General features: G+C 67.5%; 11 protein-coding genes. 7 read left to right on the top strand and 4 right to left on the bottom strand.

All coding sequences use genetic code 11. The features are described 5' to 3' along the window. Nucleotides 1-51: 51 nt before the first annotated feature. Nucleotides 52-933 (bottom strand): protease HtpX, encoded by an 882-nt coding sequence (htpX, locus tag HV742_RS16870; RefSeq protein ID WP_006388347.1) that lies wholly within the window; start codon nt 931-933, stop codon nt 52-54. Nucleotides 934-1086: 153 nt separating this feature from the next. On the opposite strand from htpX, the gene HV742_RS16865 reads away from it, so the two are divergent. Continuing rightward, nucleotides 1087-1941 carry a DMT family transporter gene (locus tag HV742_RS16865; protein ID WP_049072427.1) on the top strand — a complete coding sequence of 285 codons (855 nt, stop codon included), beginning with the start codon at nt 1087-1089 and terminating at the stop codon, nt 1939-1941. A gap of 36 nt (nt 1942-1977) precedes the next feature. After that, nucleotides 1978-2829 (top strand): sulfurtransferase, encoded by an 852-nt coding sequence (locus tag HV742_RS16860; protein ID WP_175145930.1) that lies wholly within the window; start codon nt 1978-1980, stop codon nt 2827-2829. A 72-nt stretch (nt 2830-2901) separates the two neighbouring features. On the opposite strand, the gene HV742_RS16855 is transcribed toward HV742_RS16860, so the two are convergent. Together HV742_RS16855 and HV742_RS16850 are read right to left on the bottom strand one after the other, a co-directional pair. Then, nucleotides 2902-3471, bottom strand: coding sequence for a phosphonate degradation HD-domain oxygenase (locus HV742_RS16855; RefSeq protein WP_049072430.1), 570 nt, complete (start codon nt 3469-3471; stop codon nt 2902-2904). Between the two features lie 53 nt (nt 3472-3524). Next, nucleotides 3525-4388: a LysR family transcriptional regulator gene (locus HV742_RS16850; protein ID WP_006388352.1), complete on the bottom strand. Its 864-nt coding sequence runs from the start codon at nt 4386-4388 to the stop codon at nt 3525-3527. A 160-nt stretch (nt 4389-4548) separates the two neighbouring features. Between HV742_RS16850 and HV742_RS16845 the strand changes: the two genes are divergently transcribed. From HV742_RS16845 to HV742_RS16825, 5 genes are all read left to right on the top strand, one after another. Next, on the top strand, nt 4549-5679 hold the full coding sequence (locus HV742_RS16845) for a putative 2-aminoethylphosphonate ABC transporter ATP-binding protein (RefSeq protein ID WP_049072431.1): 1131 nt from the start codon (nt 4549-4551) through the stop codon (nt 5677-5679). A 28-nt stretch (nt 5680-5707) separates the two neighbouring features. Continuing rightward, the gene (locus HV742_RS16840; RefSeq protein ID WP_437340593.1) at nt 5708-7450 is read left to right on the top strand and encodes a putative 2-aminoethylphosphonate ABC transporter permease subunit; all 1743 of its coding nucleotides are present in this window, start codon (nt 5708-5710) and stop codon (nt 7448-7450) included. A gap of 27 nt (nt 7451-7477) precedes the next feature. Beyond that, on the top strand, nt 7478-8299 hold the full coding sequence (phnX, locus tag HV742_RS16835) for a phosphonoacetaldehyde hydrolase (RefSeq protein ID WP_100507349.1): 822 nt from the start codon (nt 7478-7480) through the stop codon (nt 8297-8299). A 114-nt stretch (nt 8300-8413) separates the two neighbouring features. Then, nucleotides 8414-9436: a putative 2-aminoethylphosphonate ABC transporter substrate-binding protein gene (locus HV742_RS16830; protein ID WP_059269632.1), complete on the top strand. Its 1023-nt coding sequence runs from the start codon at nt 8414-8416 to the stop codon at nt 9434-9436. Between the two features lie 87 nt (nt 9437-9523). Next, entirely contained in the window at nt 9524-10654 is a 1131-nt protein-coding gene (locus HV742_RS16825) for a TIGR03364 family FAD-dependent oxidoreductase (RefSeq protein ID WP_175145928.1), read from the top strand. 66 nt (nt 10655-10720) lie between these two features. Here the strand turns inward: HV742_RS16825 and HV742_RS16820 are convergent, their stop codons facing one another. After that, a complete protein-coding gene (locus HV742_RS16820; protein ID WP_175145927.1) occupies nt 10721-11869 on the bottom strand; it encodes an aromatic ring-hydroxylating oxygenase subunit alpha in 1149 nt (382 codons plus the stop codon). Nucleotides 11870-12212 lie beyond the last annotated feature (343 nt).

Here is a 12212-nt window from a genome sequence, read left to right as displayed (position 1 = left end):
GACGCAAGCCGAAGGCGCGGCGTGGGGGCTTTTCCCAGGCCTGTGCCGGGATCAGATCACGCGGGCGTTCTGCAGCGCGGCGATGCGGGCCGGGATCGGCGGGTGCGAGGCGAACATGGCCGCCAGGCCGCCCTTGCCAGTGATGCCGGAGGCTTCGAACGACTTGGGCAGTTCGCCCGGCTCCAGGCCGCCCAGGCGGGCCAGGGCGCGGATCATGGGTTCGCGGGCGCCCATCAGGTGGGCCGAGCCGGCATCGGCGCGGTATTCGCGCTGGCGCGAGAACCAGGCCACGATGATCGAAGCCAGGATGCCGAAAATGATCTCACAGACGATCACGGTGACCATGTAGCCCGGCCCGAGGCCGCGTTCGTTCTTGAACACCACGCGGTCGATGAAGTAGCCGACCACGCGCGCCAGGAACACCACGAAAGTGTTGACCACGCCCTGGATCAGGGTCAGCGTGACCATGTCGCCGTTGGCGATGTGCGCCACTTCGTGGGCCAGCACCGCGGCCACTTCCTCTTCGCTCATGCTTTCGAGCAGGCCGGTCGACACCGCCACCAGCGAGTCGTTCTTGAAGGCGCCGGTGGCGAACGCGTTGGGCGCGCCGTCGTAGATGGCGACTTCCGGGCGGCCGATGCCGGCGCGGTCGGCGAGCTGGTGGACGGTGTCCAGCAGCCAGGCCTCGCGCTGGTTGCGCGGCGCGTTCGGGTCCAGCACCTGGGCGCCGGTGCTCCATTTGGCCATGGGTTTGCTGATCAGCAGCGAGATGATGGCGCCGGTGAAGCCGACCACGACCGAGAAGATCAGCAGCGCCTGCAGGTTCAGGCCGTTGGCGGTCAGGTAGCGGTCTACGCCCAGGATGCGTAGCGTGGCCGACAGCACGAGCATGACGGCCAGGTTGGTAATGACGAAAAGGATGATGCGTTTCATGCTTTTTTTGTTCCTCAGCGAGCGGGACTTGTGCGGGATTGGACTGTGCCGCGGCGCAGCAGTTCCCCGACTGCCGCGCTGCTCCCGGTGACGGAGAGTATAGTATCGCTTTCCCCTATTTCCCCCTCACTTTCACCTGAGCGCTAACCCCCAATGCAGGCACTTTGGATGTTGCTGGCGTCCGCCATGTTCGCCATCATGGGGTCGTTCGTGAAGCTGGGCACCGAGCACGGCGCGACGCTGCCGCAAGTGGTGCTGTTCCGCGGCCTGCCGTCGGTGGTGCTGCTGCTGATCTGGGCGCGCGCCGGGCGCCAGTCGATCGTGCCCACCAGCTGGAAGCTGCACCTGTGGCGCAACCTGTCCGGCGTCACCTCGATGTGGCTCGGCTTCTTCGCCATCGCCCACCTTCCCCTGGCCACCGCCACCAGCCTGAACTACACCGCGCCGCTGTTCATCGCCTGCTGGATGCTGGGGTGGGGCGGGGCGCAGCGCGATCCGGTGCGGATCGCCGCCGTGGCCCTGGGGTTCCTGGGCGTGATCGCGGTGCTGCGCCCCAGCATCAACGAAGACCAGTGGCTGGCGGCCTTGCTCGGCCTGGGCGCCGGCGCCATGTCGGCGATCGCCATGATGCAGATCCGCCAGCTTGGCCGCATCGGCGAACCCGAATGGCGCACGGTGCTGTTCTTTTCGGTGGCGGTGTGCGCCTCCAGTTTCGCCGGCCTGGGTTTCGAGGGCTGGGGCCAGGCCGACTGGACCGGCTACAGCTCGCTGCTGGGCGTGGGCGTGACCGGCCTGTTCGGCCAGTTGGCCATGACGCGGGCGTTCGGCCTGGGCTCGGCGCTGCTGACCGCCGCGCTGCAGTACAGCACCATTATCTTCGCGGCCCTGCTCGGCATGGGCTTCTGGGGTGACACCCTGGATGGCCTGGCCTGGGCCGGCATGGGCCTGATCATTTCGGCGGGTCTGCTGTCGGTCTGGCGCACCATGCGCGATCCCAAGCCAGCCTGATTCCGCGAACCCGACCCCATCAGAGGAGTATTTCCGATGACCATGACCCTGATTTCCGCGGCCGACCTAGCCACGCACCTGGGCGCGGCGGACGTGCGCGTGTTCGACGTGCGCCACGACCTGATCAATCACTCCGCCGGCCGCGAAGCCTATGCGGCGGGCCACATTCCTGGCGCCCGCTATCTCGACCATGAAACTGAACTGGCCGCCGCCCGCACCGGCCACAATGGCCGCCATCCGCTGCCCGAGCGCGGGCAGTTCGGCGCGCTGATGGCGGCGCACGGCGTCACGCCCGAGACCCTGGTGGTGGCGTATGACGCCAGCGGCGGCATGTACGCCGCGCACCTGTGGTGGATGCTGCGCTGGCTGGGTCACGACCGGGTCGCCGTGCTCGACGGCGGCTGGCAGGCCTGGCAGGCGGCCGGGCTGCCCACCTCCACCGAGGCGGCCGCGCCGGTGCGGCCGGGCGCGCCGGTGACGCCAGCGGCGCCGCTCGCGGGCAGCGTGGATGCGCAGGCGGTGCTGGACAACATCGCCCGGCCCGCGTTCACCGTGATCGACGCGCGCGCCACCAACCGCTATCGCGGCGAGGTCGAGCCGATGGATCCGGTGGCCGGCCACATTCCCGGCGCGCTGAATCGTCCGAACGGCCAGAACCTGCAGGCCGACGGCCGTTTCAAGGACGCGGCGCAATTGCGCGAGGAATTCACCGCCTTGCTGGACGGCCGCGACCCCGCGGCCATCGTGCACCAGTGCGGCTCGGGCATCACCGCGTGCCACAACCTGCTGTCGATGGAAATCGCCGGCCTGGCCGGCTCGCGGCTTTATCCGGGCTCGTGGAGCGAGTGGTGCAGCGATCCGTCCCGGCCGGTGGCCAAGGGCGAGTGAGCGCGCCGGCCGGCCCGGCCGCAAGCCGGGCCTGAAACCGCGCCGTGGTATCCCGACGGCGCGGGGGCGGCCTTACCAGACCGCAGCCAGCTTGACCCGTCCGGAGACGCTTTCGGCGATCTCCAGGAAGTGGTCCAGCGGCGGCGTGGCCAGCCCTGGCACCTTGGCCATGTCGTCCCAGCGCCTCAGGCGGATCGCATCCGGCGCGCCCGGCATGCTGGCGAAATCCACCGCCTGGCCCGCATCGAAGCTGCCCCCCTGAAGCGCCAGGCTGCGTTTCGAATCCTCCGAAAGCGACGCTTCATACTGCGGCTCCACATAGCAGAGGTAGCGCTTGGCCTCCACGTGCAGCCGGATCGGATCCAGCACCGCCGAACTGAACAACCCGCGCAGGAACGGCAGCACGAAATACTGGTGCTTGTCGTCGATGCCGCGCAGGGTGGGCGTGTCCGGATGGTCCGCGATCAGGTGGCCGAGGTCGTGCAGCAGGCAGGCAGTGATCAACTGGGCATTGGCGCCATGGCGTTCGGCCAGCGTCGCGGTCTGCAGCGCGTGGCGCAGGTGGCTGACGGATTCGCCATGATAGGAACGGTGCCCGCGTTCCAGGAAAAGCTGTTCGATGTCCTGCAGGGTCAAGGCCATGGTTGTCTCCTGAGTGGCCGCAAGGGGAAGAGGCGGGGCAGTGATCCCACGGATCAGCCGGCTGCCGGCGCCATCTCCAGAAAGCGCGCGATGAGCTGCACCGGTTGGCGCTCGCGCAGGCAGTACAGGTATTCATGCATCACGACATCGGCGCCCTCGATGTCCAGGGCCGCCAGTTCGGGATGGGACGGGATTTCGCGTGACGGGATCAGGCTGATGCCCAGTTCGCACAGGATCGCCTGGCGGATCGATTCGCGGCTGCCGATTTCCAGCGTGCGCTTGACCGTCACGCCGGCCGCCTGCAGGGCTTCTTCGGTCAGCTGGCGCGTCATCGATCCGGGTTCGCGCAGCAGCAGCGCGTGGTCGGCCAGGTCCGCCAGCGCCACCTTGCCGCGCCGCGCCAGCGGGTGGCCGCGGTGCGTCACCACGCGGATCGGATCGGCCGCGATCATGCGGCGGTACAAATGCTTGTCATCCATCAGAAACGAGGACGTGGCAATCTCGATACGATAATCATGCAGCGCCTGCAGCATGCTCTGCGAGTTGCCGATGGCCACGGTCAGGTCGATGCCGGGGTAGAGCTGGTTGTAGCGGCGCACCGTGTCCATGATGTAGTACGGCCCGGTGGCGCCGATGCGCAGGTTGCCCTCGCGCAGGTCGCTGGCGTCGCGTAGCCGGAAATCGATCTCGGTTTCCTGCTGCACCAGCTTTTCGACCATCGGCATCAGGCTGTGCCCGGCATCCGACAGTCGCATGCCGCGACCCTGGCGATGGAACAGCTCGACGCCATAGCGCGATTCCAACTGGCGCAGCTGCCCCGTCACCGTGGGTTGGCTGACGCCCAACTGGGCCGCGGCCTTGGTGACGGTGCCGCAGCGAGCCACGGCATAGAAGGATTTCAGTTCGGCGACGAGCACGTTGGGCAGGGCCTGTAAACGGATGAATCGGTGGACGGATTGCGCAAGACCGCCAGTACACCAAAATAATTTGATGTTTTTATTACTGCATTTACGCGAAGTGTCATAAACACTCAATACGCGCCTTCCATACTGCCTTCGTTCCCAGACCGGAGGCCCCATGGCCCAACAGCTCCAACGCGATACCAACACTGTTCCGACGGGCGCTACGCCCCAGCCCGGAGCGCAGCGCGGGGGCTTTCTTTCGGTCAGCAATCTCGTCAAGCGCTTCGGCAGCCATACGGCGCTCTCGGATGTGTCGCTGGATATCCGCGCCGGTGAACTGGTGTGCCTGCTGGGTCCCTCGGGGTGCGGCAAGACCACGCTGCTGCGCGCCATCGCCGGCCTGGAGCGCCAGGACAGCGGCACCATCCTGCTGTCGGGCCGTGACATCTCCCATGCCGAGCCGCAAGAGCGCGACTACGGCATCCTGTTCCAGTCCTATGCGCTGTTTCCCAACCTGACCGTGGCCCAGAACGTGGCGTATGGCCTGAGTGGCAAGCGCGCCCATCGCAAGCATGTGGCCGACCGGGTCGAGGAAATGCTGACGCTGGTGGGCCTGGCCGGCGCTTCCCATAAATATCCAGGACAGATCTCCGGCGGCCAGCAGCAGCGCGTGGCGCTGGCCCGCGCCCTGGCGCCGTCGCCGTCCCTGTTGCTGCTGGACGAGCCGATGTCGGCACTGGATGCGCGGGTGCGCGAACATCTGCGCATCGAATTGCGCGCGCTGCAGAAACGCCTGTCGATCACCACGCTGATGGTGACGCACGACCAGGAAGAGGCCATGGTCATGGCCGACCGCATCGCCGTCATGAACGGCGGCGTCATTGAACAATTCGGCACCCCGCGCGAGCTGTATCGCCAGCCGGGTTCTGCCTTCATCGCCGATTTTGTCGGCGAGGCCAACTGGCTGCCGTTCGAGCGCATCGATGCGCACCACGCTCGCGTCGGCCGCCAGGAACTGGCGGTGGACGAGGCGCTGGAGCGCAACGTCGGCAAGCTGTTCGTGCGGCCCGAGGCGGTGCGCGTGAGCGTGGCGCGTCCGGAGCAGCCCAACACCATGCTGGCCGACGTGCTGGACGGTGTGTTCCTGGGCCGCGGCTACCGCCTGGCGCTGCGCCTGGAAGGCGTGCCCGGCGCCACCGTGCACTCGATCGTGTCCCCTGAAACCGGAGATGCCCTGCTGGGGCCTCACGCTGCCAGCCGTTGCTGGGTGGAGCTGCCGCGCCATGCGATTCGCGCCTACGCTTGATCCGGCTGCGAGCCCCGTCCCCGCCGCCATGTCCATGCCCGCCGACACGTCCGTCGCCCCCGTTGCTGCGTCATTGGGCCGCCGGCCGCTGCCCGCCTGGGTCGGCGCCTTCGGGCTGACGCTCGGGCAGGGCGCCCTGGCGCTGGGCCTGGCGCTGTTCCTGGCCCTGCCGCTGGTGGCGATCCTGGCCAAGTCGGTCACCGACGCCAATGGCGACTGGGCCGGCCTGTCGGTGGTGCTGGGCATCATCGGCGCCGACGGTTTCCTCGGCATGGTCGGGCGCAGCCTGACGGTGGGCGTGGTCACCATGATGCTGGTGGTGCCATGCGCCTATGCCTTCGCCTACGCCCTGACGCGCAGCCGCATTCCGGGCAAGGGCCTGCTGCGCACCATCGCGCTGCTGCCGCTGCTGGCGCCGTCGCTGCTGCCGGGCATCGCGCTGGTATACCTGTTGGGCAACCAGGGCCTGCTGAAAGGCCTGTTCGGCGGCGCGACCATCTATGGCTTCTGGGGCATCGTGGTGGGCGAGGCGTTCTATACCTTCCCGCACGCGCTGATGATCCTGCTGACCGGCCTGACGCTGGCCGACGGCCGCCTCTATGACGCGGCGCGCGCCATGGGCGCCGGGCCGTTGCGCACCTTCGTGACGGTGACCCTGCCCGGCACGCGCTATGCGGTGTTCTCGGCCTGCTGCGTGGTGTTCACGCTGACGGTGACCGACTTCGGCGTGCCCAAGGTGGTGGGCGGCGACTACAACGTGTTGGCGATGGAAGCCTACAAGGCCGTGGTCGGCCAGCAGAACTTCCCCAAGGGCGCCGCCATCGGCATCCTGCTGTTGCTGCCGGCGCTGCTGACCTTCGTGCTGGACCGCCGCCTGCGGGCCCGCCAGGGCGCCCAGCTGAGCGGCCGCGCCCAGCCCTACGCGGCCGGCGCCAACCGCCGGCGCGACACGGCCTTCCTGCTGCTGGCAGGCGCCATGGCCGGGTTCCTGCTGCTCATCATCGGCGTGGCGGTGTGGGCCTCGTTCGTGAAGATGTGGCCCTACAACCTGTCGCTGTCGCTGCGTTCTTACGACTTCGACAACATGGATGGCGGCGGCTGGCTGGCCTGGCGCAACAGCCTGGAACTGGCCTTCTGCACCGCGCTGATCGGCACGGTGGTGGTGTTCCTGGGCGCCTGGATGATGGAAAAGGTGCCGGCCCGCAGCGCGTCGTCGCGCGGCCTGCGCGGCGTGCTGGGGATGCTGGCGCTGATGCCGATGGCCGTGCCCGGCCTGGTGCTGGGCCTGGGCTACATCTTCTTCTTCAACGGCGCCGCCAATCCGCTCAATGTGCTGTACGGCACCATGCCGCTGCTGGTGCTGTGCACGGTGGTGCACTTCTACACCAGCGCGCACCTGACGGCGGCCACCGCGCTGAACGCACTGGACCCGGAATTCGAGGCTGCCTCGGCCTCGCTCAAGGTGCCGCGCCTGACCACCTTCCTGCGCGTGACGCTGCCGATGTGCCTGCCGGCCGCGCTGGACGTCGCCCGCTACCTGTTCGTTTCCGCCATGACCACCGTGTCGGCCGTGGTGTTCCTGTACAGCCCGTCCACGGTACTGGCCGCCGTCGCGGTGCTGAACATGGATGACGCCGGCTTCATCGGCCCGGCCGCCGCCATGTGCACCGTGATCATGGCCAGCTCGGCGGTGGCGGCGCTGCTGCTGCACCTGGCCAGCCGCGCCCTGGTGGCGCGCAGCCAGGCCTGGCGCCGGCCCGCGACTCTTTGATTTGAATATTCTGCAAGGAAGACCCTCATGACTGTTTCGCCTCTGCCCGTCCGCCTGGAAGCGGTGATTTTCGATTGGGCCGGCACGCTGGTCGACTTCGGTTCGTTTGCCCCGACCAAGGTGTTCGTCGACGCCTTCGCCGAGTTCGGCATGGAGGTCACGCTGGAGCAGGCCCGCGGCCCGATGGGCGTGGGCAAGTGGGACCACATCCGCGCGCTGTGCGACGAACCCGCCATTGCCAATCAATACCAGGCCCGGTTCGGCCGCCTGCCGACCGACGACGACGTCACCGCCATCTACGAGCGCTTCCTGCCGATGCAGCTGGACAAAGTGGCGCAGTACTCGGCGGCCATTCCCGGCGCGGCCGAGCTGCTGCGCGCGCTGCGCCAGCGCGGCCTGAAGATCGGCTCGTGCTCAGGCTACCCCGGCAGCGTGATGCGCCGCGTGGTCGAGCGCGCCGCCGGCGAAGGCCTCGAACCCGATTGCATCGTCGCCAGCGACGACGTGCCACGCGCGCGCCCGGCGCCGGCCATGGCGCTCAAGAACGTGGTGGAGCTGGGCCTGGCGGATGTGGCCGGCTGCGTCAAGGTCGACGACACCGCTCCCGGCATCGAGGAAGGCCGCCGCGCCGGCATGTGGACCGTCGGCCTGCTGCTGTCGGGCAACGCCGCCGGCCTGACGCTGGACGAATACCTGAGCCTGGACGAGAACGGCCGCCAGGCGGCCCGCGAACGCGCCGGCCGTGAATTGTCGGGCGCCGCGCCGCACTACCTGATCGACACCGTGGCCGACCTGCCCGGCGTGATTGCCGATATCGAATCCCGCCTGGCGGCGGGGCAGCGACCCTGAGGCCGTCCACGCCGGGATCCTGACCCAACTTTTTTTCGCAACGCACCGCGGCGGGCATGGGCCGGCCGCGGCGACCCGACTCACCCTTTTTCCGCTCACCCACGGAGTACCCTCATGAAACGCTTCACGCTGCTTGCCCTAGCCGCCGCTTTCGCCGGCATCACCGGCGCCGCTTCCGCCGAGACCACGCTGACCGTCTACACGGCGCTGGAAGCCGACCAGATCAAGGCCTACCAGGCCGCCTTCGAGAAGGCCAACCCCGACATCAAGATCCAGTGGGTGCGCGACTCCACCGGCATCATCACCGCCAAGCTGCTGGCCGAAAAGAGCAACCCCAAGGCCGACGTGATCTGGGGCCTGGCCGGCACCTCGCTGGGCCTGATGGACAAGGAAGGCATGCTGCAGCCCTACGCCCCCAAGGGCCTGGACCAGATCGCCGCCAACATGCGCGATGCCAAGGCCGAGCCCACCTGGGTCGGCATGGACGGCTTTGCCGCCGCCATCTGCTTTAACACCGTCGAAGCCGAAAAGCAGAAGCTGCCCAAGCCCGAATCGTGGCAAGACCTGACCAAGCCGGTCTACGCCGGCAAGATCGTCATGCCGAACCCGGCCTCGTCGGGCACGGGCTTCCTGGACGTCAGCGCCTGGCTGCAGATCTTCGGCGAAGAAAAGGGCTGGGCCTACATGGACGCCCTGCACAAGAACATCGGTTCGTACACGCACTCGGGCTCCAAGCCGTGCAACATGGCCGCCGCCGGCGAATTCCCGATCGGCGTGTCGTTTGACTACCGCGCCGCCAAGCTCAAGGCCGACGGCGCGCCGGTCGAAGCCGTGTTCCCGTCGGAAGGGCTGGGCTGGGAAGTCGAAGCCACCGCCATCGTCAAGGGCACCAAGAACCTGGAAGCCGCGCGCAAGCTGGCCGACTTCTCGGCCAGCCGCGAGGCCAACGAGCTGTACAAGGCCAACTTCGCGGTGCTGGCGATTCCCTCGATCGCCACGTCCAACCCCAACCTGCCGGCCGACCTGACCAAGCGCATGATCAAGAACGACTTCGTCTGGGCCGCCACCAACCGCGATCGCATCATCGCCGAGTGGACCCGCCGCTACGACGGCAAGTCCGAGCCCAAGAAGAAGTAATCGGGCCAACGCGGCGGCCACGCCGCCGCGGCAGGGGAAGCGCCCGGGCGGGCGCTTCCCGCGCAACCTCTTTGCCTCGTTTTCCAAATGAAAAAATTCGACGTAGTCGTGGTCGGCGCCGGCATGCTGGGCATCGCCCACGCCTGGGCCGCCGCCAAGCGCGGCCTGTCGGTGGCCGTGATCGAACGCAGCCGCCAGGCGCATGGCGCGACCATCCGCAATTTCGGTCAGGTGATCGTCACCGGCCAGGCTCCCGGCATGATGCTGTCGCACGCCCAGCAGGCGCGCGAGCTGTGGCTGGACCTGGCATCCCAGGCCGGCTTCCATGTGCGAGCCAACGGCGCGCTGGTGTTGGCGCGCGACGCTGGCGAGGCCGACGTGCTGGACGAATTCGCCCGGACCCGCCTGCAACAGGAAGGCTATCGCGCCGAGCTGCTGTCGGGCCGTGAGGTGGCAAAGCTGTATGACGGCCAGCTGGCGCACCACTGCGCCGCGCTGCGCGGGCTGGACGACCTGCAGATCTACTCGCGCGAGGCCTTGCCGGCCATCACGCGCTACCTGGCCGATTCGCTGGGCGTCGAATTCGTCACCGGCACCCTGGCGCGCGCCGTCGAGCAAGGGCAGGTCGCGACCACCGCGGGCGACTTCGCCGGTGCGCACGTCTTCGTGTGTCCCGGCCATGACTACCTGACGCTGCTGCCCGAACAGTTCGCGCCGCTGAACCTGGAGGTGACGCGCCTGCAGATGCTGCGCGCGGCCTTCGAGACGCGTCCGATGGCGCTGGACCGCCCGCTATTGACTGGCCTGTCCTGCGTGCACTACGGCGCCTTCTCCGACCTGCCGTCGGCGCTGGCGCTGCGCGCGCAGATCCATGCGCGCACGCCGATGCTGCTGGAAAACGGCATCCACCTGCTGATCAGCCCCACGCCTTATGGCGAGCTGATCATCGGCGACTCGCACCGCTACGGCCAGGATGCCTTCCCGTTCAACGACGAGGCGGTCGACAACGCCATGCTGGACCTGGCGTCGCAGGCGCTGGGGGCGCGGCTGCGGGTGCTGGAGCGCTGGCAGGGCGTCTATGGCACGCACGGCCCCGCGCCGTTCTCCGTGATGCCGGTGGATGCCGCCACCACGGTGGCGGTGATGCATTCGGGCGTGGGCATGACGGTCGGACTGGCGATCGGGGAGCGCACCGTCGCCGCCGCCCTCGGCCGCTGAGCAGCCGCCCCGGCAAAAAGAAAGGGCTCGCGATCGCGAGCCCTTTTGCGTTGGCGGAGCGTGTCCTCAGAGCCGCTCCTGCATGATACGGCGGTACCACTCATGGAAGTGCTGCATGCCGTCTTCCATGGGCGACTGGTAAGGACCGGTCTCGTTCACGCCGCGCAGCATCAGCGCCTTGCGGCCGGCGTCCATGCGCTCGGCGATCTCGTCGTCCTCGATCGCCGTTTCCATGTAGGCCGCGCGCTGCGCCTCGACGAACTCGCGCTCAAAGGCGGCGATTTCCTCGGGGTAGTAGAACTCGACCACGTTGACCGTTTCCTGCGGGCTCTTCGGGTACAACGTCGACAGCACCAGCACGTGCGGATACAGCTCGATCATGTGGGTCGGAAAATACGTGACCCAGACGGCGCCGAAATCCGGCGCATCGCCGTCGCGGAACGACAGCAGGCGATCATGCCATTGCCTGTACACGTCCGAACCCGGCTGGGCCAGCGCGTTGTGCACGCCGACCTTCTGCAGGCTGTACCAGTCGTTGAACTCCCAGGTCAGGTCGTCGCAGGTGACGAAGCGGCCCAGGCCGGGGTGGAACGGGCCGACGTGGTAGTCCTCCAGATACACCTCGATGAAGGTCTTCCAGTTGTAGTTGCACTGGTGCACTTCGACGTGGTCCAGCACGTAATCGCCGAAGTCGAACTCCGGGCGCGCGAACAGCGGCGCCATGTCGGCGGCCGGGTCGCGCGGGCCTTCGAACAGCAGGCCGTGGCAATCACGCAGACGGAACTTCTGCAGGTTCATGCACGGCGTGGTGTCGAACTGCGGCGCGCCCAGCAGCTCGCCCCGGTTGTTGTAGGTCCAGCGGTGCAGCGGGCAGACGATGTTGCCGCCGGTGGCCTTGAGGCTGCCGTGCGAATTGCAATGGCCGGTGACGTCGCCGGCTTGGCCGCCCAGCATCAATGCCTGGCGGTGGCGGCAGACATTTGAGATGAGGTCAACGCCCTGCTGGTTGCGAACCAGCACGCGCCCTCCATTTTCCTGGGCCAAGGTGCGCCAATCCCCGACTTCGGGCACCAGCTTCTGGTGGCCGACGTACAGCGAGGATTGCTTGAAAATGAGTTCTTGCTCGCGGGCAAAGAGGGCTTCGTCAAAGTAAGCACTGACGGGTAGCTGGGTGCGAGCTGGCACAACATGTGCCATCCGACCGATGTCGGTCATGATTCCCTCCGCTCGGATGAATATTTCCCCCAACGCCGCGCCCACTGTGTACTACGTACCAGGTGGGCTGACTGCCCTCAAATGGGGGCCTCTTTCTGGGGCGGCCCGGCGTTAAAAAGCCAGGACGGCTTGAACATTGCCACGTCCCCGGCCGCTTTCGCGGTTTTGCAAACACGGTTTGCAAGGGGCGGTGGCCAAATCCGCAAATCCGTTCTGGCGCGAAGAAAAATCGGTGTCTGGCCGATCAAGTAAGCCGTCCATTGTACCCCAACCCTTTTCCCCACGCCCGTGAAGATCGGTGAAGCTTAGTGAAGATCCGGCCGTGTTGATTTGACCCCGCGCA

It is taken from the genome of Achromobacter ruhlandii (assembly GCF_902859695.1).
Classification (GTDB): domain Bacteria; phylum Pseudomonadota; class Gammaproteobacteria; order Burkholderiales; family Burkholderiaceae_B; genus Achromobacter; species Achromobacter ruhlandii.
Note: the sequence above shows the minus strand (reverse complement) of the source record. Positions and strands in the feature narration are given on the sequence as shown.